The sequence below is a fragment of the Streptomyces olivochromogenes genome (genome assembly GCF_001514115.1).
GTDB lineage: Bacteria > Actinomycetota > Actinomycetes > Streptomycetales > Streptomycetaceae > Streptomyces > Streptomyces olivochromogenes.
The window spans coordinates 307,554-331,543 of the sequence record NZ_KQ948459.1; the positions used below are offsets into that span (position 1 = coordinate 307,554).

Here is a 23,990-nt window from a genome sequence, read left to right on the forward strand (position 1 = left end):
CGGCCGCTGGCCGTACGACGACTCGGGCCCCCTCCCGGAGCGAGTCTCGATGCATCGCAACAGCTCCCACCCACAACAGCTCCCCTCTAGGAGATGACCCGAGATGCAGACCCTGGCGAACTGGGACGGCGGCCCCGGCCCCTGGATCCTGTTCTTCCCGCTGATCTGGGCGGCCGTCGTGATCGGCGTCGTGACGGTCCTGCGCCGCACCGTGGGGCGCGGGCGCCGCGGACCGTGGCGCGCCATGGGCGACTTCGGCCCGCCCCGCGACTCCCGCCCCACGGGCGACGAGCCGATCGCGCTGCTCGGCCGCCGCTTCGCCACCGGCGAGATCGACGAGGACGAGTACTGGCGCCGACTCTCCGTCCTGGACGAGCAGTTCGGCCGCCCGGGCAAGGGAGGAGCGGCATGACGACCGCCACCACGACGCGTCATGCCGCGGGTGTCGCCGACGCCGTCAAGGTGTACGGCAGCGGCGACACCGCCGTCAGGGCCCTGGACGGGGTGAGCGTCGGCTTCCCGGCCGGACGCTTCACCGCGATCATGGGCCCCTCGGGCTCCGGCAAGTCCACCCTGATGCACTGCGCGGCCGGCCTGGACACGCTCACCTCGGGCGCCGCGTTCATCGGCGACACCCCACTGAGCACGCTGGACGACCGCCGCCTCACCCTGCTGCGCCGCGACCGTGTCGGCTTCGTCTTCCAGGCGTTCAACCTGATCCCGACGCTGACCGTCGCCGAGAACATCACGCTGCCCCTGGACCTCGCCGGGGCGAAGGGCTCCCGCGAGTGGATCGACGCGCTCGTCGACGTCGTCGGCCTGCGCGACCGGCTCCACCACCGCCCGGCCGAACTCTCCGGCGGACAGCAGCAACGCGTCGCCGTGGCCCGGGCGTTCGCCGGGCGTCCCGACGTCGTCTTCGCCGACGAACCCACCGGCAACCTCGACTCCCGCTCCGGCGAGGAGGTCCTGAACCTGCTCGGCCGCGCGGTGCGCCGGATGGACCGTACGGTCGTCATGGTCACGCACGACCCGGTGGCGGCCGCACACGCCGACGAGGTCGTCTTCCTCGCCGACGGACGCCTCGTGGACCGGATGGAGTCCCCGACGGCCGACAAGGTCCTCGACCGGATGAAGGCGTTCGACACCAAAGGCGGGCGGTCGTGAACGCCTCCGTGCGCCTGAGCGTGTCCTCCCTGCGCGCCCACAAACGCCGCTTCGCCGGTACGTTCCTGGCGGTGCTCCTCGGTGTCGCCTTCCTGGCCGGAACGCTGGTCATGGGCGACACACTGCGGGCGAGCTTCAGCACGCTGTTCGGCGACGCCACGAAGGGCACCGACGCGGTCGTCCGCAGCGCCGACGCCATCACTACGCCCGGTGAGAGCCAGGGTGTGCGCCAACCGGTCGACACCGCCCTGGTGAAGACCGTCGAGCGGGTTCCCGGCGTCGCGGCCGCCGCCCCCGACATCCAGGGCGCGGGCCAGCTCGTCGGCAGCGACGGCAAGCCCGTCGGCGGCCAGGGCCCGCCCACCCTCGCCGGCAACTGGATCACCGACCCGAAGCTCAACCCGTACCGACTCGCCGCGGGCCACGCCCCGTCGAAGTCCGGCGAGGTCGTCGTCAACCGGGGCGCCGCGAAGAAGGGCGGCCTGAAGATCGGCGACACGACCACCCTGCGCACCCCCGGTCCCGTCAAGGTGACGATCGTGGGCCTCGCGACCTTCGGTGGCGAGGACGGCATGGCGCAGGTGACGTTCACCGGGATGACGCAGGCCGACGCCGAGAAGTACCTCACCGCGAAGCCCGGCGAGGCGGCGAACATCCGGGTGCGGGCCGGTCCCGGGGTCGGTCAGGCCGAGCTCGTCGCGGACCTGACTCCCGTGCTGCCCAAGGGAGTCGAGGCGATCACCGGGCAGGAGTCGGCGCGGGAGAACACCGACATGATCTCCAGCCAGTTCCTGAACATCTTCACCACCCTCCTGCTCGTCTTCTCCGGCATCGCGCTGCTGGTCGCGACCTTCTCCATCCACAACACCTTCGCGATCGTCGTCGCCCAACGCACCCGCGAGAACGCCCTGTTGCGCGCGCTGGGCGCCTCCCGCCGCCAGGTCACCGCCTCGTCCCTGGCCGAGGCGAGCGTGGTCGCGGTGACCGCGTCGGCCGTCGGCCTCGCGGGCGGCATCGGAATCGCGGCCGGGCTGCAGACACTGTTCCCCGCCATCGGGTTCCCCTTCCCCCAGGGCGACTTGGTGATCAGCGGCCTGTCCATGCTGCTGCCGCTCGCGGTCGGCATCGTGGTCTGCCTGGGCTCCGCGCTGCTGCCCGCCGTACGCGCCGGACGCACCGCGCCGCTGGCCGCGCTGCGCGAGACGGCCGTCGACGGGTCCGGGGCCTCACGGGGGCGGGCGATCGTGGGTGCGGCACTGGCCGTACTCGCGGTGGGCGCCACCCTGACCGGCGTACTGGTGAGCCCGTCGCTGTGGCTCGCGGGCCTCGGCGCCGTTCTCGCCCTCGCCGCCTTCGTGGTCCTCGGACCCGTGGCGTCGTCGGCCGCCGTACGAGCCCTCGGCGCCCCCCTCGACACGCTGCGCGGTGTCACCGGCGGCCTGGCCCGGCGCAACGCGCTGCGCAGCCCGAAGCGGACCGCCGCCACCGCGAGCGCCCTGATGATCGGCGTCGCCGTCGTCTCACTGTTCACGGTCTTCGGCGCCTCGCTGAAGGCCACCATGGACCAGACGGTCTCCCGGTCCTTCGCGGGTGACGTCGCCGTCAGCACCCCGTCCTTCGGCGCGGGCGGCAGCGGGCTGAGCCCCGAACTGGCTCCCGCGATCGCGCGGCAGCCGGCCGTCCGGTACGCGGTGGGTCTCGGCCGGGGGGTCGCCCAGGTCGACGGCAAGGGGCGGGCGCTGACCGTCACCGACCCGGTCACCCTCGGCAAGGTGTTCGACCTCGGTGAGGTGCGTGGCTCACTCGACGACCTGGGCGCCGACGGCATCGCGCTCACCCGGAAGGAGGCCGCCGAACAGCACCTCACGACCGGCGACACCGCCCGGCTCACCTTCACCGACGGCACGCGCGAGAACTTCACCGTCCGCGCGGTCTACGGCCGCTCCGAACTCGCCGGCGACTACGTCATCACCCGTGCCGCCTGGGCCCCGCACCGCACCCAGGACTCGGACTCGCTCGTCGCCGTCACCTTCAAGAACGGTGTCGGTACGGCCGACGGCAGGGCGGCGGTCGAGAAGGTCGCCGCGCGCTACGGCGATCCCGAGGTGCAGACCCGCGACGAGTACGCGCGGTCCTCGGCCGGCGGCATCGACATGATGCTGACCCTGGTCTACGCGTTGCTCGCACTCGCGGTGCTCATCGCCCTGCTCGGCATCGCCAACACGCTCACCCTCGCGATCCACGAGCGCACCCGTGAACTCGGTCTGCTGCGGGCGGTCGGGCAGACCCGGGCGCAGCTGCGCGCCATGGTCCGCTGGGAGTCGGTCCTTGTCGCCGCCTTCGGAACGGCGGGCGGACTCGCCCTCGGTGCCTTCCTGGGCTGGGTGCTCGTCGAGGCCTCCGACGGCGCGTCGGACAGCGCCTTCGCCTTCGCGATCCCGCCCGTGCGGCTCGCCGTGGTGGCGCTCGTGGGCCTCGCGGCGGGAGCCCTCGCGGGGCTGCGCCCGGCCCGGCGGGCAGCACGCCTGGACGTGCTGCGCGCCATCGCCACCGAGTGACGTACGAGACGGGGGTCACCGCCCGGTCAGCCGGCAACGGCGGACCGGGCGGGAGCGTGTTCGGGCCGGCGTTCGTCGAGGGGGTCGAGCGGGGCGACGGCGTGTCGGCGCGAGGTCTCGCGAGTCTGTTCGTACGGCGGAGGCGCGGGCTGCGCCACCGCGGGCGAGGTCGCAGGCAGGGTGAACCACACGACCTTGCCCGACTCGCCGTCCGGACGCACGCCCCAGCTCTCGCTCACCGCGGCGATCATCGCGAGACCGCGTCCGCAGGTGGCCGTGGGGTCCACGTCCTGTGCCTCGGGCAGGCGGGGGTCGTGGTCGTGCACCGAGACCGTGAGCCGGTCGAGCAGCAGCTCGATCTCCACGGTGCACACCTTGTCCGGCTGGGCGTGCCGGTGAACGTTGGTCAGCAACTCGGTCACTCCGAGCGCGGCCCGGTCTATCAAGGGGTCCTGATGCCAGTAGCGCAACTGCGCAGAAAGGATTCTGCGGACCTGGCCGATCCGCGACGGCAGGGCTTGGAGCTCCACCGTGCAATGCCTGCTTGGCTGGCTGATCACGGCTGCGACTCCCCGAATTGAGGTCCGGAAGAAGACGGAGATCGGATCCAGCAGAGTGGCTGAGTGGAACGGCCGCCTGCTGTGGTGACCGGCGGGCTGATTCGTAGCGTTATCGCCGGTGAACCCAGAGTGATGATGTGAGAACAGCGTGACTCAGGGGGTGCGGTCCTGCAACTCGCGGTGCGGTCCGCTCCGGCCCGAGCCGTCGCGGGGCGGGGGTCTCGCCTGAGCGGCGGCGTCCGGCGGGCCGGGGTTCATCGTTCACCGCCGCGGGCTGCGGGCGGATCGCTCACGCACCGAACGTCGCCCACCGCGAACGGGGGCCGCCGCTGTGCCGAGGGCGCCGATCCCGGACCGGTTTCGCCTCGGCCGCAGTCGACCGAGTCCCCCGCCCCTCGCCGCCCGCACCCCGGAGTCTCCCCCTCGGACCAGAACCGGCCCCAAGTCCCCCTGGGTTTCGGCCCCGGCTGCCGCGCGCTGCGGATGGGCGGCTCCCGCAACGGGTTCTGCCGGACGTGGGGCGGAGGCTTGTGTTCCGGGGTGGGCCAGTGGGGGGCCTGGGGCTTTTCGGTCGGCCGGAGCTGACCGTCGGTGGGTGGCTTGCACCTCGGGTTTTGTCGTGCGGGGGCTGGAGGCTCGTGTTCCGGGGTGGGTCGGTGGGGGGCCTGGGGCTTTTCGGTCGGCCGGAGCTGACTGTCGGTGGGTGGCTTCCGCCCCGGGTTTTGTCGTGCGGGGGCTGGAGGATCCGTAGCGGGGCTTTGTCGGCGGTGAGTCCAGGGGTTCGTCGCGGGCCGTCGCCTACCGTCGGTCCAGGACTGCCCCGTTGGCGGTCGCCGGTTGCGCGCGGGTGGTTCTCGCCGCGGGATTCGCCGGGCGTGGGCCGGCGGGTTCTGGATCGGGCTTGGGTGGTTGGGGGCCCAGGGCTTGGGCGCCGGGCGGCGCCAACTGTGGGCCCGGGGCCTTGTTGTGGGCCGTGGGCGGTTGTGGGCCGACGGCCTTCCCGTGCGCCGTTGGTGGTGGTGCGTGGGCGGCTGTCGCGCCGGGTCCCGCGCCGGGTTTGGCCGGGCGTGCGTTCGGGGTGTGCCTTCGCTTGTCGTCGGGCGAGGGGTCCGGCACCAGGACTCGGCGGTCACCGGGCTTCCGGTCCGGGGATCGTCGGACGCGGACGCGGGCCCGGGCCTTGCCCGGCGGCTGCGGGCGGCTGTGGAGAGGGCGTTCGTGCCGGACGTCGACGGCGGGACGCCCGAGGCTTGCCCGGCCGCCGTCGCCGTCGCCGGTTGCGGGCCGGGGCTGCTCGGGCCGGCGACCGGGGGGTACGGGCCCGGGGCCCGCGTGCCGACCGCCGCGGGTCGCAACCGGCGCTGGCAGCGCGCACGGGGGTGCCCGGCAGGCGGCCGTCGGCCGGGGGCCGAAGGCCTGCGCGCGGGGCGTCGCGGGTCGCGAGTCGTGGGTGCCTGTGTCGGCCCTTGCCGGTGGCGAACCGAAGGCTCCCGTGTCGGTTGCCGCGCGGCCGACTCAGCCGTTGCGCCCCGCCGCCCTGCGAACCGCCTCTATGAACCGGCGCGCCGAGGGCGGCCCCGGCTTGCCCGGCGCGGGGTCGTGCTCGCCGAGCGTGAGCGAATAGCGGGTGCCGTTGACGTCGGCCAACGCCCGGTCCTCGGGCGCGAACCACGGCTTCGACGCCCGCACGGCCTGCACCGGCGCACTGTCGATCTCGCTGCCGTAACTCGTCAGCAACTCCAGCCTGCCGTCGCTGATCCGGACCTGTCCGGCCCGGGTGAGCGACCGCAGCCTCTTCCCGATCCGCACGCCCGTGGCCGTGAACTCCGGCTCCGCCATGATGCTCCGCCCCCTTGTGCGCGTCGGCTGTGCTCTGTCCCGCATCGCTCTGTCCCGCGTCCCCGCCCCGGATCCCGCGCGGGTCGTGCTCCGGTGTGCGCGACCGCTCCGGGAGTGTCATCCCGTGCGGCGCGGTCGGACGCGGGCCGCGTTCCCTGCGGTGCAGTCTGCCCGCAGGCAGCGGCGAGCACCAGTGCGCATGACGAGGTGACGGCGGGGACGGGAGCACTCGCCCGGGTGCGCCCCCGTCGCTTCGGACACCCCTGCTCCAGGGGTGCCTTTGAGGTGCTCAAAGGTATGTTTATGCAGGTGAGAAGCGTGCGCAAGGTGTTTATGATCGAGGCGTCCGACCATCTGAACCGGCGTCGGCGCGATGCGTAAGGAGCCCCGCCGTGAGCACCCCTCAGCAGATCCGGACCGGCGAAACCCTCGACGTCGACCACAGCGACGCGCGGTACCGGACCTGGCTCAAAGAAGCCGTCCGCAAAGTCCAGGCCGACGCGAATCGCTCGGCGGACACCCACCTGCTGCGCTTCCCGCTGCCCGAGGCGTGGGGTATCGACCTCTACCTGAAGGACGAGTCGACCCACCCCACCGGCAGCCTCAAACACCGCCTCGCCCGCTCACTCTTCCTGTACGGGCTCTGCAATGGCTGGATCCGGCCCGGCCGCCCGGTGATCGAGGCGTCCAGCGGCTCGACCGCGGTCTCCGAGGCGTACTTCGCGAAGCTGATCGGCGTGCCCTTCATCGCGGTCATGCCGCGCACCACGAGCGCCGAGAAGTGCCGTCTGATCGAGTTCCACGGCGGGCAGTGCCACTTCGTGGACGACTCCCGCAGGATGTACGAGGAGTCCGCCGCCCTCGCGATCGAGACCGGCGGCCACTACATGGACCAGTTCACCTACGCGGAACGGGCCACGGACTGGCGCGGCAACAACAACATCGCCGAATCCATCTTCCGCCAGCTGGAGTTGGAGCGTTTCCCGGAGCCCGCGTGGATCGTCGCCACGGCCGGCACCGGCGGCACCTCGGCGACCCTCGCGCGCTACGTCCACTACATGCAGGCCGACACCCGCATCTGCGTCGCCGACCCGGAGAACTCGTGTTTCTTCGAGGGCTGGACCACCGGCGATCCGGACGTCACCTGCGACTGCGGCTCGCGTATCGAGGGCATCGGCAGGCCCCGTATGGAGCCGAGCTTCGTGCCGGGCGCGATCGACCGGATGATGAAGGTGCCGGACGCCGCGAGCGTGGCGGCCGTACGGGCACTGGAACAGGCCATCGGCCGCAAGGCGGGCGGCTCGACCGGCACCGGGCTGTGGAGCGCGCTGAAGATCGTCGCCGAGATGGTGACCGAGGGGCGCAAGGGGAGCGTGGTGACACTGCTCTGCGACCCCGGGGATCGCTATCTCGACAAGTACTACTCGGACGCGTGGCTGGCCGAACAGGGGCTGGACATCGCGCCCTACACCGCGGCGATCGCGACCCTGCTCCAGACGGGTGTCTGGCCGGACTGACCGCCGGGGCGCGGCTCACGGGGCGCGTCCACGGGCGGACCCAGGGCCTGTCGTCCGGATCAGGCCTGGGCCGCGACAGGCCCTGGCCGTCACGCGCGTGTCGACGCCAGCCGTCGGTCCAGCGCCGTCACCGCCTGGCGGAACGCGCGGCCGAGACCCGCCCGGCCCAGCTTCAGGGCCAGCCGGAACGGGGCCGCGCCGTCGGCGGCGAAGGTCCACTGGACCCGGGTGCCCTTCCCGGCAGGAGTCAACCGCCACTCCTCGACCAGGGCCCGGGGGCCGGGCGCGTTCGAGACGTCCACCCGGTACGCGTACACCTCGGGGGCCTCGGCCACGAGGACCGTTTCCTGGAAGCGCGTACCGCCCCGGAGCCGGATCTCCCGCCCGGCGCCGTCCCCGGTCGGCCGGGCGAGTGTCACCGCCGAGAACCACTCGCTCCAGCCGGGCACGTCCTCGGCCAGCGCGCGGAAGACCACCTCGGGAGGGGCCGCCACCTCGCGGGCGAACACCAGACGCAGGGGAGCGGTCTCGGCGAAGTCGAGCCCCACCGGGCGAAGACGGCGTGCCATGGACGAAACCCCCACCTGGGAACGGAGCCTCCGGTCCCGCCTACAGAGCCGCGGGCAGCGTCACCTTAGCTGTCGGACCGTCAGATGTCTGTACCGTCCTCGGGTTCTCCGGCCACCACCAGGCGCCGCAGGTGTTCGGAGACCTCCGCCCGCGCCTCGGCCGGCAGCCCGGCGTCGGTGACCAGTGTGTCGACCTGGTCCAGCGCGGCGAACGAACTCAGCCCCACCGTGCCCCACTTGGTGTGGTCGGCGACCACGACGACCCGCCGTGCGGACTGCACCAGTCGCCGGTTGGTCTCGGCCTCCGCCAGGTTCGGCGTCGACAGGCCCGCCTCGACCGATATCCCGTGCACCCCGAGGAACAGCACGTCGAAGTGGAGCGCCGCGATGGCCTGGTCGGCCACGGGGCCGACCAGCGAGTCGGACGGGGTGCGCACCCCGCCCGTCAGCACGACCGTGGCCGCGCCCTGCCGCTGGCCGGACAGGCGCTGCGCCGAGTGGAAGACATCGGCGACCCGCACCGAGTTGGTGACCACGGTCAGGTCCGGCACGTCGAGGAGCTGATGCGCCAGCGCGTACGTCGTCGTACCGCCCGAGAGCGCGATCGCCGTGCCCGGCGCGACCAGCTCGGCGGCGACCCGCGCGATGTCCTCCTTGGCGGTCAGCTCCAGGCCCGACTTGGCCTCGAAACCCGGCTCGTGCGTACTCGCCTCGACCACCGGCACCGCGCCGCCGTGCACCTTCTCCACCACGCCCTGGCGGGCGAGCGCGTCGAGGTCACGACGGACCGTCATGTCGGAGACGCCCAGCTTGCGGGTCAGCTCGTTCACGCGGACGCCGCCCCGGCGCCGTACCTCGTCGAGAATCAGGGCCCGACGCTGCTCCGCGAGAAGGTTCTGATTCTCACTCACGTCCGCTCCGATTCCTTGCGCCACAAGCTGCCCGACACTCTGTCCGAACCCACTCCCACGTGGACATTCTCCTTGTCCTAGGCCTGGAGGACGACCCATCCTCGCACGGGCCACCGACACGTGCGCCACTCCCCGCAAGGACACCGTTGTCCCGCCCGTCGCGTCACTGTCACACGTATCGGGGAGATTCCGTGACCACAGGTGCGCGCGCACCCCTGAGCGGAGATCCTTGTGCCTGCACATGACACATGCCAGACGCGCGCACGGGGGAAGTGCAGAAAAGTGGAACGTGCACGGGAACACGCCTCGGCGGGAGAGCTCAGCGGCCCCGCACAGCGGCCCGAAGCGGCCGATACCGCCCTCGAACTCCTGGTCCACGGAGTCGGCGGCACCACACCCGAGGAGATGCTGGACGATCCGCGGACGGTCCGGATCAGCGGCGACGAGACCGCGGCCGTCTACCGGCGCGTCGACGACGCCGACGCGGAGCGGCGCCCCGACGACTACCGGGGCAGACCGGTCCCCGAGGCCTATGTGTGGTGCAACCTCACCTCCGGCAACGGCACCCGGGCCCTGTGGCTGTTGCTGCTGCCCTTCATGGTCGTCAACCTCGCGCACTGGATGCGCCCCGCCACCCGCGGCCGCACCCGGACGGTCCGCCTGTACGGCCTGCTCGTCCGGCTGGCCGGGCTCACCCTCACCGTGCTGCTGGTCGCCGCGGCCTGCGAGGTCGCCCTCGACCTGACCGCCTGGCAGTGCGCGGGCACACGCGCGTGCGCCGAGGCGCACTCCTGGCTGGGCTTCCTCTCCCCGGACCTGTCCGACAACGGCTGGTGGAGCCGACCCGGCCGCCGCCTCGCCCTTGCGGGCCTGGTGCCCACGGGTCTCACCTGCCTGCTCTGGTACCTCTCGCACCGCACCTGGAGCGCCTACGAGTCCCAGCAGCCCGTGTCCCGCAGGCCCGAGCCCGCCGAGGAGACCGGCCGCACCGGGCTCGGCAGGCCCGGCTTCTGGTACGGGCGCCGTCTCGTGGCCCGGCTGCGCGCCGCGCACACCGCGGCGGGACTCCTCACCGTCACCGCCGCCGTCGGCGGCCCCGCGGCCCGCTTCGACCGGGAGGCGGGGGGACCCGCCGTGCTCGGGATCCTCGGCCTGCTGCTGTACGCATCGCTCGTCGTGGGCGCGGTCGTGGTGCTGTGGGTGGTCTGCCGGCGCGGCCGCAGCGAACACCGGCTGGACCAGGAACTGGACGCCACGCTCGTGCGCGGGCTGCCCCTGGGCTCGATCGCCCTGTTCGCCCTGACCCTGCTGTACGCCGGATGGTCACGGCCCGGCTGGCACTCGACGGGGCGGCTGCCGGGCGACGCGACCTTCGGAGGCCTCGCCCTCGCCCAGGGACTGCTCGTCATCACGCTCGGCGTGGTGGCCCGCGTTCTGTACCGCACCAGACCCGATCCGCGCACCGCCCTGAGTGGTCTGGCCGGACCCGCCGTCGCGATGCTGGCCTGCGCCCTGGGTGGCGTGATGTCCGGCGGAGTCGCGCAGCGCGTCGCCGACTGGCTGGACGGCACGCGCGGCTCGCTGACCGGCCCGCCCGTCCTGCTGACCTGGCAGGCGTCCGTGATCCCGCCGACGCTCCTCGTGCTCCTCGGCCTGTGCGGCAGGCTGGCCCTGCGCACCTGGCGGCTGCGCCGCCTCGAGATGCGCGCGGTGGAACTCGACTACCCGGGCGAGGCCAAGGACACCACCCGTACCCGCCGTATCGCGAGCACACGCGCGATGGCCGCCCTCACCGACCGGGCGCCCCTCATGGTCGGCGTGATCTCGTTCGTGACCCTGCTCCTGGGCGCCGGAGCCCTGGTGGGCGTCCTGACCACCGGTGACGCCCCGGCACAGGCCGCGCGAGGGTCGTACGCCTTCGTCCGAGGCGCCGCCGAAGCCGCGCAGGCGCTCGGGTCCTGGCTCATCGGCCTCGGTTTCATACTTCTCGTCACCTCGGGGCGGCGCGCCTACAAGGACCCGGCGGCCCGCCGCACCATCGGCATCCTCTGGGACGTCGGCACCTTCTGGCCGCGCGCCGCCCACCCCTTCGCGCCGCCCTGCTACGCCGAGCGTGCCGTGCCCGACCTGACGTGGCGCATGGTCACCTGGACCCGGGCCACCGGCGGGCGCCTGGTGCTCTCCGGGCACTCCCAGGGCAGTGTGCTGGCCGCCGCCGCGGCCTGGCAGCTGAACCCCTCCGTACGCAGGCGGGTCGCGCTGCTCACCTACGGCTCACCCCTGGAACGGCTCTACGGGCGCTGGTTCCCGGCCCACTTCGGCCCGGCCGCCCTCACCTCGCTGCACCGGGAGGTCGACTGCTGGCGCAACCTGTACCGCCTCACCGACCCCATCGGCGGCCCCGTTCGGCTGCCCGGCGACTGCGGCCCCCAGGTCGACCGCGCGCCCCTGAAGGACCCGCTCGCCTACGGACGCACCCAGGAGCATCCGCTGCCCGCGCCGATCCTCGGACACGGGGACTACCAGGCGGACCCGGCCTTCGCCGAGGAACGCGAACGGCTGCTGGCGCGGCTACGGCCGGAGGCGGTACCGGGCCCCCGTCCCGACGGCGACGCCGCGACCTGAGGGCGACCGCCCGTCCACGCGAGGCTCAGGGCAGCTCGGGCAGGTCCTCGGGGTAGAGCAGCGTGAGGTCGTCCGTGCTCGGCTCGTCGAGCTGGGCGACCCGCCCCGCGTGCCGCTCGACCATCGCCTCGAAGGTCTGCCGCGCGGTACGGCCGTTGCCGAACGCCGGGCCCTTGGGGATGGCCGTGAAGTACTTCAGCAGCGCCTCGGGCGCGCCGGGCGCCAGGCTGTACTCGTGCTCCTCGGCCTGCTGCTCCACGATCCGCAGCAGCTCCTCGGGGACGTAGTCGCTGAAGGTGATGGTCCGTGAGAAGCGGGACGCCACACCGGGGTTGACCGTGAGGAAGCGCTCCATCTCGGCCGTGTAGCCCGCGACGATCACGACGACCGCTTCCCGGTGGTCCTCCATCAGCTTCACGAGCGTGTCGATGGCCTCGCGGCCGAAGTCGCGGCCCGAGTCCTCCGGCGACAGCGCGTACGCCTCGTCGATGAACAGGACACCGCCGCGCGCCCGGTCGAACGCCTCCTGGGTGCGGATCGCCGTGGAGCCGATGTGCTCGCCCACCAGGTCGACGCGGGACACCTCGACCAGGTGCCCCTTCTCCAGGACACCGAGCGAGGCCAGGATCTCGCCGTACAGCCGGGCGACCGTCGTCTTGCCGGTGCCGGGGGAGCCGGTGAAGACCAGGTGGCGGCGGGCGGAGGCCGCCTTGAGGCCCGCCAGCTGTCTGCGGCGGCCCACCTCGATCATGTCGGTGAGGGCACGCACCTCGCGCTTGACGCTGTCCAGGCCCACCAGCCCGTCGAGTTCGCCGAGGACGACCTTCGAGGTACGGGCCGGCTCCGCGGGCCCGGGCTCCGAGGCCGTGACGAGCGGTTCCTGCTCGGTGGTGCGCTGGCCGGGGATCGAGCCGAGCAGGCTCGTGGACGGGTTGGACGTCTGTACGGCCGTCTCGTGCGCCGGGGGGCGCACTCCGGCGCTCTCGTCGCTCGTGCAGTCCTCGACGACCGGGCCGCCGCCCGGCGCGTTGCCGCCGTCGGCGAACTCGTAACCCCCGCGTGCGCAGCGCTCCGTACGGCACTTCTTCAGCGTCGCCCGGCAGCCGTCGATGACATGGAAGCCGTAGCCCCCGCTGCCCGTCACCCGGCAGTTGTGGAAGCTGCCGCGGCCACCCGCCGACACGTAGAAACCGGCCTCCGCGGGGGAGTCGACCGTGCAGCGCTCGAAGGTGGGGTCGGCGCCCTTGGTGACGATCACGCCGGTCTGGGTGCCGTCCACGGTGCAACCGGACAGGGTGCCGCCGCTTCCGTGGTCACGGAACCAGGCGCCCGTCGCGGCGTCGCGGATACGGCAGTCGTCGAGCTGTGCCGTCGCGCCGTCGCTCACCGAGACGGCGGTGTTGCGCACTTGGGAGAGGTCGCTGTCGACGACGTCCACGCGTGAACCGCGGTCGAGGACGAACAGGGCGTCGGGCACGTCGTGCACCCGGCAGGACTCGAGCACCGCGGTCGCGCCGTCGCTGACCCACACCGCGGGGTAGTCGCCCGTGCTGTCGAAGATCTCGCACTGGTTGGCGTCCACGCGCGTGCCCGGGTCCCAGACCGACAGGCCGTTGCGCCCGAACTGCCGGACGGTGGTGCGGGTCAGGGTGAGGACGGAGCGGGAACGCAGGTCCACCGCGTTCTCCGGGATGTCGTGGATGCGGCAGTCGGCGAGAGTGAGCACGGCGTCCGTGTCCAGGGTGACGCCGTCCGACGTCGTGCGGTGCACATCGCAGTCGGTGAGATGGGCCGCGGCGCGCGCGGTGATCTGCACACCGGAGCCCTTGACCTCGTACACCTCGCAACCGACCGCCTCCAGCGAGGAGTTCTCGCCGGTCACCGACAGGCCCGCGCCGGAGGCGTGGTGCACCCGGCAGCGCTCCAGACGGGGATGCGCGCCGCCGCGGACCGCGATGCCCGACTGTCCGGCCGCGACGACCTCGCACTCCTCGAACACGCCACCGCCGCCGTCGAGTACGGCGATGCCGATGCCGGCCGGATTGTCGACCGTGCAGCGCCGCACGGTCGGACGGGCGCCGCCGCGCACCTCGATGCCGGCCGCGGAGCGCGTGACGATCCGCACGTCGAGGAGCTCCGGGGTGCCCTCCTCGACGAGCAGCGCGGGCGCCGCCGAGTCCTGGCCCTCCACGTGCAGGTCCTGGACCACGGCCGAGGCGCGCACGGTCAGCGGCACGCCGTCCACCGGCGCGATGCGCACGGAGCCGGGGGAGCCCTCCGGGCCGCGCAGCGTCACCGCGCGCTGGACCACGAGATTCTCCCGGTAGGTGCCGGGTGCGACGGTGAGCACGTCCCCGTCGGCCGCGGCCTCCAGGGCGGCGGCCAGCGATGCGTACTCTCCTGTGCGGCGCCGCCACCGCGAGGTGCCGGTGTGCGTCACCTGGACCGTGCCCTGTGCCATGGCGCTGTAGTGCCCCCACCTCGTCGTACGCGGGTCCTGCGAGGCCGTGCTGAAACCCCGTCGCGATCAAGAACAGCTTCTCACGGCGGTGCCGAACGATTCGGTCGGTCCACCGTAGCGTGCGCGGGCACGGTGGGTTGACCGGAGCCGGAAGGCGGTCAGCTGCCGGTGCCCGTCCTGCCCCAGTCCGGACCCGCCCTGTCCCACGCCTGATCCCAACGGGCGTACCGGCGAAGGACCATGCGCCACACGATCAGACGTCTGCCGCTGTCGAGGAGCCCCGCGGTGAGCAGGGCCGCGCCGATGCCCGCCAGCACGGCGTGCGTCGTCGCGGTGGCCGGATCCAGCGGGCGGGCGACCAGGTCACCGTGCTCGTCGGTCCAGAGTGTGAAGTGGTCACCCTTGTGCGGGGACTTGAGGGCGGCTATCACCTTGCCGTGATGCGCCGTGCCGTCCGGAGCCGTCCAGTCGGCGAGCACGCGACTGTGCGGATCCTGCGCCGACGAGGCCTCGGGATCGGGGTCCAGCGGGGCCCGGGACGCCTTGCCGGCCACGGTGGCCGTCACTTCGTGGCGGGCCAGGTGCTGGTCCCGAACGGCCTGTTGGAGGGCGTCCTCGGCCGTCGCTCCGGTGAGTGCGCCGAGCAGAGGCGCGAGGGTGAGGATCAGCAGGACGGCCAGCAGGGCCAGCCACGCCTCGACCAGATCGGTCGTACGGCGCAGCGGATTGTGCCGCCAACGCCAGAGTCCGCCGATAGCTCGCACCGTCCCGCACCCCCCTTTTGCCTCCGTGATAACCCCCGGCGGAGCCGTTCATATGCGAGCCCCGGGAAAGAGAGAGCGAAATCACCCTTCCCACGGGTCTTTCATGAACTTCTCACGCAGTCTCAACGACCGTGCCCGGGGCCCGGGTTCCCGCGGGCGGGTCATTCGAGGACCGTGACCGGATCGCCGATCCGCACCGTGCCGCGGGACTCCGGCACCAGGTTCTGTCCGAAGACGAGCTGGGAGCCGAAGCGACGGTGGCGTCCGAGCGTGCGCAGCGGCTCCTTGCCGCGCTGGGCGGTGTCCTGGTCGGTGGTGGTCACGACGCACCGGCCGCACATCTTGGCCACCCGGAAGGCGACCTCGCCGATGGCGATCCGCCGCCAGCCGTCCTCGGCCCATGCCGTCGTGCCCGCCACCACCACGTTCGGCCGGAAACGGTTCATCGGGAGGGGGCCCTCGTCGGCGCGGTCGCCCTGCGCGATCAAGGAGTTCAGCGCGTCCAGCGAGGCGAGCGTGGTGACCAGCAGGGGATAGCCGTCGGCGAAGCTGACGGTCTCGCCCGGACGCGCGTAGTCCGGGTCCACCGGCCTGCGCGTGGCGGGGTCGTCCATGTGCAGGAGACGGACCTCGGTCCCCAGATAGTCACTGCACCAGGCGTGCGCGTCCGCGTCGGCGAGGACCGCCTCCACCTTGTTGCCGAAGAGGTCCAGCGGCGTCGTGCCGACCGGCGGGGGCACCAGGACGGTCAGCGGCTTACGGCCGGGCGCGGACAGCCGTATGCCGCCACCGGGCAGCAGCTCGGCGGCGGCCAGTGCCAGCCGTGGTTGCTGACGCTGGGTGACGACCTTTCCCCCGTCGTCGATCAGGACCCAGCGTCGGTCTCCGGCCAGCCCCCAGGGCTCCACGACGGCCTCCCGGGGCGAGAGAGCCCGGAAGGCCTTGACCGGGTGGACATGGATCGAGTGCAGCTCCGCATTCCCCATGACTCCATGGTGCCAGCGGGCACCGACATTCCGGTCCGAATGCTGCGGTGCCCGCCTACCTCAGTCCCTCAGTACCCGCGGTACTGCTGGTTGTTGTACGGGTCCTGGTACGGAGCCGGGGCGGGGCGGGGAGCCGCGGGGCGCATGGCCTCGTAGCCGGTGCCGGCCGCCATCGGGCGCTGCGGCTGCTGCTGGGGTCCCGGGTAGCCACGCGGGGCGCCGGCCTGCTGCGGGATGTACGGCGCCGGGGCCTGCTGCAGCGGTGCGGGCTGCTGGGCCTGCGGGTAGCCGCCGTACATGGGGGCCTGGTGCGAGGGTCCGGCGGGCAGGGCGGGAAGTGCCGAGGGGAGCGCGGGAAGGTAGCTGCTCCCCGTGTCGTAGGCGGCGGGAACCCGGATCGGGGCGATCTGGGGAGTGCCCCGCTCGGCGACCAGGGAGTCGTAGATCGGGGTGTCCGGGAAGGACGGCGCGGAGTAGTAACCGCCGCCATAGGTGGAGCGGGGGGAGGTCATGGCACATAAGTTAAGCCCACGATGTGCTGGTTGGGGAGACCGATAAGAGGGTTGTTTTCCGTGTCGGCAGTGACGCGGGATCCCCAATGCGAGCGAACTCGGCAAAAAAGGGCGCCAAACCGCGTTCGGATCGTGTAAAGGCCGAGTTCCGAGGGGGTTACCGGTGGTTGGCCAGCAGTGTTCGAGGCCCCTCGTGCGATCTTCCGGGGCACCTCACAGGAGTTCTCCGCCTTGGGGGAATAGGTTGTCCGGGAAAGGGCCCGAGGGACGGCCCGAGGCGCGGCCTGGCGCGGTGACACGTGATGGGGGCGGACATGACAATGTCTAAAGGTTCGAATGTTCCTGTGCCGACGCGCGGGTTGCGCGTCGAAATGGGGTGGCGTTCGGGGCCCGGGGTCCCCGACGCGGATGCTTCCGCGCTGTTGCTGGTCTCCGGAAAGGTCCGTTCCGACGGCGACTTCGTGTTCTACAACCAGCCGGCACACCCCTCCGGCGCCGTGCGGCACGAGGGCAAGCGGGGCGACGGCGGTCAGGTGACCGACACCCTGTTCGTCGACCTCGCGCGCGTGGAGGGCGCGATCGAGACCGTGGTGCTGGCCGCCTCCGCGGACGGCGGCGCCTTCGGGCAGGTGCCCGGTCTGTACATCCGCGTGCTCGACGCGGGGCAGGGCACGGAGATCGCGCGCTTCGACAGCAAGGACGCGACCGTCGAGACCGCCTTCGTGCTCGGCGAGTTCTACCGGCGCCAGGGTGCCTGGAAGTTCCGCGCGGTCGGACAGGGGTACAGCAGCGGACTGGAAGGGCTGGCGAAGGACTACGGAATCACGGTGGACGAGCCGCAGCACGCGGCACCGCCGACCGCCGCCGCGTCGATCGCCCCCGTACCGCCTGCCCCCGTACCGCCTGCCTCCGTACCGCCTGGCGCCGCACCGTCTGGCCACATACCCCCCGCCGCCATGCCGCCCGCGCCCGGTACACGTGTGGCCGGTCCGCCGCCGGTCGGGCCGCCGGTGCACATGCCCCCGCCGGTCGCACCGCCCGTCACCGCACCGCCGGTCACCGTGTCGCCTCCCGTCATGACTCCGCCGCCCGCCCGGCCCGGGGCCCCGGTCCGCCTCTCCAAGGTCACGCTCACCAAGGAGGCGCCCTCGGTCTCGCTGACCAAGCAGGGCGGCACGTCCGGGGCCATGCGTGTCAACCTCAACTGGCAGGTGCGCAAGCAGTTCTCGGGGTGGGGCAGCAAGCGGGGCCGGGCCGTCGCGGCGCACAGGGACCTCGACCTCGACCTCTGCGCCCTGTACGAGCTGTCCGACGGCCGCAAGGGCGTCGTCCAGGCGCTCGGCAACGCCTTCGGGGCGCTGCACCAGCCGCCGTACATCCACCTCGACGGCGACGACCGCACCGGTGCCGTGGCAAGCGGCGAGAACCTCACCGTCAACCTCGACCACAAGCAGAGTTTCCGGCGCATCCTCATCTTCGTCACCATCTACGAAGGGGCGCGTTCGTTCGCCGACCTGCATGCCACGGTCACCCTGCAACCGCTGAACGGCGCCCCCGTCGACTTCTCGCTCGACGAGTGCACGGTGCCCTCGACGGTCTGCGCCCTCGCCCTCATCACCAACAACGGCGGCGACCTGATCGTCCAGCGTGAAGCCCGCTACCTCGTCCCCGAGCGCGGCGTGAGCCCGCAGCGCACGGTGGACCGCGTCTACGGGTGGGGCATGAACTGGACTCCCGGCAGGAAGTGACGCCCAGGAAGTGACCCACAGGAGTGACTCGCAGGAAGTGACTCCCGGGAAGTGACCGGTCAGTGCTCGTCGAGCGCGGTGTCCGGGCGCGCGTAGGTGCGGCCCTTCCAGGCCGCACCGCGCCCCCTGTAGTGCTGCACCGCGGAATCGACCGTCATGAGGAGGTACAGGAACGCGGTCACCGGCAGCGACGCGGCGAGCCACACGGGCTGCCGGTAGTAGCGCAGCATCGGCAGATACGTCGCCGTCATCAGCAGCCACGCGAGCCCGCCTGCCGCCGCGATCCCCGTGTGCCCGGAGAAGAGACCCGTGAAGAGGGCGACCGGCGGCACCAGGTACACCACGGCGAGGCCGAGGACCGTACCGAGGAGCAGCAGCGGGTTGTGCCGCAGCTGGGCGTACGCGCTGCGCGAGACCATGCGCCACAGGTCGTGCAGCCGGGGATAGGGACGCACGCTGTCGACCCGCTCGGCCAGCCCCAGCCAGATGTGGCCCCCGCTCCCCTTGACCGCCCTCGCGAGCGCCACGTCGTCGATGACGGCATGCCGGATGGCGTCCGGAATCCGCGCCCGCTCGGCGGCGTCGGCGCGCAGCAGTACGCAGCCGCCCGCCGCGGCCGCCGTCCGTGAGCCCTTCACCGCGATCCACCGGAAGGGATAGAGCTGTGCGAAGAAGTAGACGAAGGCGGGGACGACGAGCCGCTCCCACACGCTCTCCACCCGCAGCCGGGCCATCTGCGAGACCAGGTCGAAACCGCCGGTGCGCGCCGCGGCGACCAGCGTCCGCAGGCTGTCCGGCGCGTGCGCGATGTCCGCGTCCGTCAGCAGCAGGTATTCGGGGCCACGCGCGTGTGCCAGGCCGATGCCGTGACGCACGGCCCAGAGCTTGCCGGTCCAGCCCGCGGGCGGCTCCCCGGGCGAGCCGACGGTGAGCGGCAGCCCGCCGTGCGTGCGGGCGAGCTCACGGGCCAGCTCCCCGGTGCCGTCCGAGCTGCCGTCGTCGACGAGGAAGATCTCGGCGCGCCCCGGATAGTCCTGGGCGAGCAGCGAGGGCAGGCTCTCGGGCAGCACGGCGGCCTCGTCGCGCGCCGGTACGACGACGCAGACGGACGGCCAGTCGTCCGGTTCCCGCCGCGGCGGCAGCCGCAGATCCGTACGCCAGAAGAAGCCCTGGCCGAGCAGCAGCCACAGCCAGGCGGCCAGTGATCCCACAGCGGTCCACGCGACGGCACTCACCCGCCGCAGTCTGCCCCACCCCGGGGGTCCGCCGGGGCGGATCGTCTATGGTGACCGGGTGAAGATCGCGCTCATGGACTCCGGAATCGGACTGCTCGCTGCTGCCGCCGTGGTACGCCGACTGCGGCCGGACGCCGATCTCGTGCTCTCCTCGGACCCCGGCAGCATGCCCTGGGGACCGCGTACGCCCGAGGACGTGACCGCCCGCGCCCTCGCCGTCGCCGAGGCCGCCGCGCAGCACCGTCCCGACGCCCTGATCGTCGCCTGCAACACCGCCTCCGTACGAGCCCTGTCGGCGCTGCGCGCCCGTCTGGAGCCGGAGGTGCCCGTCATCGGCACGGTCCCGGCGATCAAGCCCGCCGCGGCCGGTGGGGGACCCGTCGCGATCTGGGCCACGCCCTCCACCACCGGCAGCCCCTATCAGCGCGGGCTCATCGGCGAGTTCGCCGAGGGGGTGTCCGTGACCGAAGTGGCCTGCCCCGGGCTCGCCGACGCCGTGGAGCACGGTGACCAGGAGGCCATCGACGCCGCGATCGCCGCGGCGGCCGAGCGCACCCCCGGCGATGTAAGGGCCGTAGTCCTGGGCTGCACCCATTACGAGCTGGTCGCCGAACGCATCCGTACGGCCGTGCAGCAGCCCGGCCTCCCGCCGCTCGCGCTGCATGGCTCCGCCGGGGCTGTCGCCGCGCAGGCACTGCGCAGGATCGGTGAGCTCCCGGACCCGTCGGCTCCCGCCGAGGGCTCCCTCACCGTGCTCCTCAGCGGCAGCGAGGGCGGCCTGTCGGCGACCGCGCTGGCGTACGAGGAAGGCCGCCTTCTTCAGGAGGTCAGCCCCGCCCGCTGACTCTGTCGCCGTTCGGAGCCCCTCACCTGCTGACTCTGTCGCCGGGCGGAGGCCTCCGAAGGGCAACCGTCCGTCACCGCCCGAACGCCCCGCGTGCGCCGCGCGCCCACCCGGAGCAGTGACCCTTCACGAGCCGGTGCCCGCGGTGCGGAACCTGAGTAGTCTCTTAAACATGAGGGACCACCTCCACCGCGAAAAGTTCTCGCACCCCGATGTCTGGACAGGGAGTGCGACCAATCGCGTCCAGTGGCTGCCCGCCATCGGCGGGGCCGCGTGCATCGCGCTGGGTGTCGAACTGGCCGTCGACTCGACGTGGACGTCGGGTGTCGCGGCACTGGCCATGTCCGTCGTCGGGTGCATCGCGGCGGGACTGCTCATCATGTTCGGCACGCTCGCCTTCGTGCATGTCGCCGTGAAGGTCGACAAGGACTGCCTCGAAGTGCGCTGCGGCCACATAGGTCTGCCCCGCCGGCGTATTCCGCTCTCGAGCGTCGTCGGCGCCGACTTCGCCCCCCGGGTCACCCCGCGGCAGTGGGGCGGCTGGGGCTACCGCTGGCGTCCCGACAAGGGCACCGCGGTCATCGTCCGGCGCGGTGAGGGCGTGGTGCTCCAGCTCGGCGACGGACACACGTTCACCATCACGGTGGACAACGCGGAGGCGATGGTCCGGATCATCCGGGACCGGCTGCGGCCGGCCACGCCCGGCGCGGTCATCTGACCGGCGCGCGGTTCACGGCTCCAGCCGGTTCCTCGGGGTTCGGTCCCCCGCGTTCAGGACGCTCTCCAGGTCCTCGTCGGCCAGGGGGTGTGCCGTCGCGAGCCCCGCGAGCAGCCCCGCACCCGCCGTCACCGTGGTGAAGCTCAGCGCGTTGCCCAGCGAGGCGATCACGGCCAGCGCCGTGAGGGCCGCGCCTGCCGTCAGCGCGATCGTCGTGGACCGCGGCGAACGCCACAGTGAATAGAGGACCCAGCAGAAGACCGCGGCGAGCAGCGCGAGGCCGACCAGACCCTGCTCGGCCGCCTGCTGCCACGGTGCAGAGTGGGGCTTGCCGTCGGGCAGCAGCGACTGCGTGACCGTCGGACTGAGTTCCCCGTACCGCCCGGGCCCCACGCCGAGGGCGGGATGGTGTCCGGCCAGGTGGAGCGCGTCGCGCCAGAGCAGGACCCGGTGCTCGGTGAGCTGCCCCTCCAGGGAAGCGGTCAGACCGTCCGGAAGCACGTTCTCCGCGACCGCCCAGGTCGCGCCCGTCACCAGCGCCGCGGCGAGCGCGAGACCCTCGAGTCCGAGGGCGCGGCGGCGCACGCGGTCGGCGGCGAGCGAGCAAAGCAGCACTCCGGCGCCGGCGGCGCATCCCGTGGTCGAGCCGAGTACCGCCGCGCTCACCACGATCGTGACGGCGAGCAGACGCAGCGCGAGCCGCTGCGTCGGCCCGCGTGCCGCCCAGGCCGCGCAGCACGCCGCTCCGGTGGACAGGGCGAGCAGCGCGGCCGTGGCGCCGCCGTGCCCGAGTGGCGTCGTGAAAACCGGGCCCGGGGTGGTGTGCGCGGCGGTGAGCGCGAGGCCCAGTCCGGCGAGGGCGCAGGCACACGGCGCCGCGACCGGCAGGAGAGCGCCGAGGATCCGGCCCGAGGCGTACCCGGCGGCCACGGCGAGCACGGCCAGGAGCACGCCCTCGGGCCGCCCGTCGTGCGCGGTCGCCGTGATCAGGGCCCACCCCGCGCAGGCCCCGAGCACGATCACACCCATGGCGTCCGAAACGTTTCGTCTCTCGCCTTCGGCCGCCGAATCGGCCGCGGACCTCATCCCCGTGGACCCCACCCCGTCGCCCCCCGACCTGTGCCGGACCCCGACCGCCACGGCCGCACCCGGCCGCACGTCAGAGGCTCGGGCACACCGTAACGGCTGATGCGCCGGTTTGTGGATGAGTTGCGCAGGAACGGTGCATCAGGCGGGCATACGACGGTCTGCGGAGCGGACGGACCACCCCTGGGCACCGGGAGGTTCATGGTGCGGACCGTGCTGTCGGCGCCCAGGTCACGCGCCGTACACTCCCCGGGTGACCGCCACCGCAACTTCCGTAGACGAGCCGGATCAGCTCGAACCCCAGGCCGCGCCCGCATCGCGCGCGGCCAGACTGGCTCGGCGATACGCTCCGGCCGCCGCCGCGGCGCTCTCCGGAGTGCTGCTCTACGTCAGTTTCCCGCCGCGCACCGTCTCGTGGCTGGCCCTGCCGGCCTTCGCGGTCCTCGGTTGGCTTCTGCGCGGTCGCTCCTGGAAGGCGGGCCTCGGGCTCGGCTATCTGTTCGGCCTCGGCTTCCTGCTGCCGCTGCTCGTGTGGACCGGTGTCGAGGTCGGCCCCGGTCCGTGGCTGGCACTAGTCGCCGTGGAAGCGGTGTACGTGGCGCTCGTCGGCGCGGGCATCACCCTCGTCTCCCGGCTGCCCGGCTGGCCGCTGTGGGCGGCTGCGGTCTGGATCGCGGGCGAGGCGGCACGCGCGCGTGCGCCGTTCGGCGGCTTCCCCTGGGGCAAGGTCGCCTTCGGCCAGGCGGACGGCATCTTCCTTCCGCTGGCCGCGGTGGGCGGCACCCCGGTGCTCGGCTTCGCGGTCGTGCTCTGCGGCTTCGGGCTGTACGAGGTCGTACGCCAGGTCGTCGAGGGCCGGCGCACCGGCGTCGTACGCCGAGGGGCCGCCGCGGCGGCGCTGCTCAGCGTGGCCGTCCCCGTGGCCGGGGCGCTCGCCGCGCGGTCGCTGGTGAGCGACAAGGCCGAGAACGGCACGGCGACCGTCGCCGTCATCCAGGGCAACGTGCCGCGCGCGGGGCTCGACTTCAACTCCCAGCGGCGCGCCGTCCTCGACTACCACGCACGGGAGACCGAGCGGCTGGCCGCCGAGGTCAAGGCGGGCAAGGTCGCCCGGCCCGACTTCGTGCTGTGGCCGGAGAACTCCTCCGACGTCGACCCCTTCACCAACGCCGACGCCCGCCTCGTGATCGACAACGCCGCCAAGGCCATCGGCGCGCCCATCTCGGTCGGTGGCGTCGTCGAGCGCGACGGCAAGCTCTACAACGAGCAGATCCTGTGGGACCCGGTCAAGGGCCCGCTCGACACGTACGACAAGCGACAGGTCCAGCCCTTCGGCGAGTACCTTCCGCTGCGTTCACTGCTCGGCGCGATCAACAAGAACTGGACCTCGATGGTCCGCCAGGACTTCAGCCGGGGCCACAAGCCGGGCGTGTTCACCATGGACGGCTCCAGGGTCGGACTGGTCACCTGCTACGAGGCCGCCTTCGACTGGGCCGTGCGCAGCACCGTGACCGACGGTGCGCAGCTGATCTCGGTGCCGAGCAACAACGCGACCTTCGACCGCAGCGAGATGACCTATCAGCAGCTCGCCATGTCCCGCGTCCGAGCCGTCGAGCACAGCCGTACCGTCACGGTGCCGGTGACCAGCGGCGTCAGCGCCGTGATCATGCCCGACGGGAGGATCACCCAGCGGACCGGGATGTTCGTGGCGGACTCGCTGGTCCAGAAGGTGCCGCTGCGCTCCTCCGAGACCCCCGCCACGCGGCTCGGCATCCTGCCGGAGATGCTGCTGGTGGCCGTCGCGGTGGGCGGTCTCGGCTGGGCGGGTACGACGGTGGCCCGGGGGCGCCGCAACGGCGCCGTTCCGGGCGATCTCGCCTGACCTCGGCC

At 72.7% G+C, this 23,990-nt stretch carries 19 protein-coding genes; 9 read left to right on the forward strand and 10 right to left on the reverse strand.

Annotated elements, in window-relative coordinates:
* Window positions 1-103: 103 nt before the first annotated feature.
* Genes AQJ27_RS25285 through AQJ27_RS25295 form a run of 3 tightly spaced genes read left to right on the forward strand, consistent with a single transcriptional unit; the run spans window position 104 to window position 3,725 of the window.
* Window positions 104-412, forward strand: coding sequence for an SHOCT domain-containing protein (locus tag AQJ27_RS25285; RefSeq protein WP_067373100.1), 309 nt, complete (start codon window positions 104-106; stop codon window positions 410-412).
* Window positions 409-1,167: an ABC transporter ATP-binding protein gene (locus tag AQJ27_RS25290; RefSeq protein ID WP_067373103.1), complete on the forward strand. Its 759-nt coding sequence runs from the start codon at window positions 409-411 to the stop codon at window positions 1,165-1,167. Before AQJ27_RS25285 ends, AQJ27_RS25290 begins: the two co-directional genes overlap by 4 nt.
* Window positions 1,164-3,725: an ABC transporter permease gene (locus AQJ27_RS25295; protein ID WP_067373106.1), complete on the forward strand. Its 2,562-nt coding sequence runs from the start codon at window positions 1,164-1,166 to the stop codon at window positions 3,723-3,725. Before AQJ27_RS25290 ends, AQJ27_RS25295 begins: the two co-directional genes overlap by 4 nt.
* Before the next feature lie 26 nt (window positions 3,726-3,751).
* Here the strand turns inward: AQJ27_RS25295 and AQJ27_RS25300 are convergent, their stop codons facing one another.
* Entirely contained in the window at window positions 3,752-4,285 is a 534-nt protein-coding gene (locus AQJ27_RS25300) for an ATP-binding protein (protein ID WP_079065238.1), read from the reverse strand.
* A gap of 1,515 nt (window positions 4,286-5,800) precedes the next feature.
* Entirely contained in the window at window positions 5,801-6,124 is a 324-nt protein-coding gene (locus AQJ27_RS25305) for a hypothetical protein (RefSeq protein WP_054228734.1), read from the reverse strand.
* A 392-nt stretch (window positions 6,125-6,516) separates the two neighbouring features.
* On the opposite strand from AQJ27_RS25305, the gene cds1 reads away from it, so the two are divergent.
* Window positions 6,517-7,641: an L-cysteine desulfhydrase Cds1 gene (gene cds1, locus AQJ27_RS25310; RefSeq protein ID WP_067373111.1), complete on the forward strand. Its 1,125-nt coding sequence runs from the start codon at window positions 6,517-6,519 to the stop codon at window positions 7,639-7,641.
* A gap of 89 nt (window positions 7,642-7,730) precedes the next feature.
* Here the strand turns inward: cds1 and AQJ27_RS25315 are convergent, their stop codons facing one another.
* On the reverse strand, window positions 7,731-8,210 hold the full coding sequence (locus tag AQJ27_RS25315) for an SRPBCC family protein (protein ID WP_067373114.1): 480 nt from the start codon (window positions 8,208-8,210) through the stop codon (window positions 7,731-7,733).
* Between the two features lie 80 nt (window positions 8,211-8,290).
* Entirely contained in the window at window positions 8,291-9,121 is an 831-nt protein-coding gene (locus AQJ27_RS25320) for a DeoR/GlpR family DNA-binding transcription regulator (RefSeq protein ID WP_067373117.1), read from the reverse strand.
* A 282-nt stretch (window positions 9,122-9,403) separates the two neighbouring features.
* Between AQJ27_RS25320 and AQJ27_RS25325 the strand changes: the two genes are divergently transcribed.
* A complete protein-coding gene (locus AQJ27_RS25325) occupies window positions 9,404-11,746 on the forward strand; it encodes a hypothetical protein (RefSeq protein WP_067373120.1) in 2,343 nt (780 codons plus the stop codon).
* A gap of 25 nt (window positions 11,747-11,771) precedes the next feature.
* On the opposite strand, the gene AQJ27_RS25330 is transcribed toward AQJ27_RS25325, so the two are convergent.
* From AQJ27_RS25330 to AQJ27_RS25345, 4 genes are all read right to left on the reverse strand, one after another.
* Complete coding sequence (locus tag AQJ27_RS25330; protein ID WP_067373123.1) at window positions 11,772-14,207, reverse strand: right-handed parallel beta-helix repeat-containing protein; 2,436 nt, start codon at window positions 14,205-14,207, stop codon at window positions 11,772-11,774.
* Window positions 14,208-14,365: 158 nt separating this feature from the next.
* Window positions 14,366-14,971 (reverse strand): Rv1733c family protein, encoded by a 606-nt coding sequence (locus tag AQJ27_RS25335; protein WP_201264323.1) that lies wholly within the window; start codon window positions 14,969-14,971, stop codon window positions 14,366-14,368.
* Window positions 14,972-15,132: 161 nt separating this feature from the next.
* Entirely contained in the window at window positions 15,133-15,957 is an 825-nt protein-coding gene (locus tag AQJ27_RS25340; RefSeq protein ID WP_067373129.1) for an MOSC domain-containing protein, read from the reverse strand.
* A 68-nt stretch (window positions 15,958-16,025) separates the two neighbouring features.
* Window positions 16,026-16,469, reverse strand: a complete 444-nt coding sequence (locus AQJ27_RS25345; RefSeq protein ID WP_067373139.1) for a DUF6643 family protein — start codon at window positions 16,467-16,469, stop codon at window positions 16,026-16,028.
* Window positions 16,470-16,783: 314 nt separating this feature from the next.
* On the opposite strand from AQJ27_RS25345, the gene AQJ27_RS25350 reads away from it, so the two are divergent.
* Window positions 16,784-18,217: a TerD family protein gene (locus AQJ27_RS25350; RefSeq protein ID WP_067373548.1), complete on the forward strand. Its 1,434-nt coding sequence runs from the start codon at window positions 16,784-16,786 to the stop codon at window positions 18,215-18,217.
* 59 nt (window positions 18,218-18,276) lie between these two features.
* Here AQJ27_RS25350 and AQJ27_RS25355 read toward each other — a convergent pair whose 3' ends face one another.
* Window positions 18,277-19,452, reverse strand: coding sequence for a glycosyltransferase (locus tag AQJ27_RS25355; RefSeq protein WP_067373142.1), 1,176 nt, complete (start codon window positions 19,450-19,452; stop codon window positions 18,277-18,279).
* 58 nt (window positions 19,453-19,510) lie between these two features.
* Between AQJ27_RS25355 and AQJ27_RS25360 the strand changes: the two genes are divergently transcribed.
* Both AQJ27_RS25360 and AQJ27_RS25365 read left to right on the forward strand, forming a co-directional pair.
* Window positions 19,511-20,296, forward strand: coding sequence for a glutamate racemase (locus AQJ27_RS25360; protein ID WP_067373145.1), 786 nt, complete (start codon window positions 19,511-19,513; stop codon window positions 20,294-20,296).
* Between the two features lie 172 nt (window positions 20,297-20,468).
* Window positions 20,469-21,014 carry a hypothetical protein gene (locus AQJ27_RS25365; RefSeq protein ID WP_067373147.1) on the forward strand — a complete coding sequence of 182 codons (546 nt, stop codon included), beginning with the start codon at window positions 20,469-20,471 and terminating at the stop codon, window positions 21,012-21,014.
* 12 nt (window positions 21,015-21,026) lie between these two features.
* Here AQJ27_RS25365 and AQJ27_RS25370 read toward each other — a convergent pair whose 3' ends face one another.
* Entirely contained in the window at window positions 21,027-22,043 is a 1,017-nt protein-coding gene (locus AQJ27_RS25370; protein WP_235613560.1) for an O-antigen ligase family protein, read from the reverse strand.
* Window positions 22,044-22,353: 310 nt separating this feature from the next.
* On the opposite strand from AQJ27_RS25370, the gene lnt reads away from it, so the two are divergent.
* Window positions 22,354-23,982, forward strand: coding sequence for an apolipoprotein N-acyltransferase (gene lnt, locus AQJ27_RS25375; RefSeq protein ID WP_067373153.1), 1,629 nt, complete (start codon window positions 22,354-22,356; stop codon window positions 23,980-23,982).
* The last annotated feature ends 8 nt before the right edge of the window (window positions 23,983-23,990 follow it).

What these genes read in the sequence shown, in the direction of transcription:
- AQJ27_RS25285 (WP_067373100.1), top strand. Translation starts at nt 104, where the DNA reads ATGCAGACCCTGGCGAACTGGGACGGCGGCCCCGGCCCCTGGATCCTG.
- AQJ27_RS25345 (WP_067373139.1), bottom strand. Translation starts at nt 16,469, where the DNA reads ATGACCTCCCCCCGCTCCACCTATGGCGGCGGTTACTACTCCGCGCCG.
- AQJ27_RS25305 (WP_054228734.1), bottom strand. Translation starts at nt 6,124, where the DNA reads ATGGCGGAGCCGGAGTTCACGGCCACGGGCGTGCGGATCGGGAAGAGG.
- AQJ27_RS25350 (WP_067373548.1), top strand. Translation starts at nt 16,784, where the DNA reads ATGACAATGTCTAAAGGTTCGAATGTTCCTGTGCCGACGCGCGGGTTG.
- AQJ27_RS25315 (WP_067373114.1), bottom strand. Translation starts at nt 8,210, where the DNA reads ATGGCACGCCGTCTTCGCCCGGTGGGGCTCGACTTCGCCGAGACCGCT.
- AQJ27_RS25340 (WP_067373129.1), bottom strand. Translation starts at nt 15,957, where the DNA reads ATGGGGAATGCGGAGCTGCACTCGATCCATGTCCACCCGGTCAAGGCC.
- AQJ27_RS25365 (WP_067373147.1), top strand. Translation starts at nt 20,469, where the DNA reads ATGAGGGACCACCTCCACCGCGAAAAGTTCTCGCACCCCGATGTCTGG.
- AQJ27_RS25290 (WP_067373103.1), top strand. Translation starts at nt 409, where the DNA reads ATGACGACCGCCACCACGACGCGTCATGCCGCGGGTGTCGCCGACGCC.
- AQJ27_RS25370 (WP_235613560.1), bottom strand. Translation starts at nt 22,043, where the DNA reads ATGGGTGTGATCGTGCTCGGGGCCTGCGCGGGGTGGGCCCTGATCACG.
- AQJ27_RS25330 (WP_067373123.1), bottom strand. Translation starts at nt 14,207, where the DNA reads ATGGCACAGGGCACGGTCCAGGTGACGCACACCGGCACCTCGCGGTGG.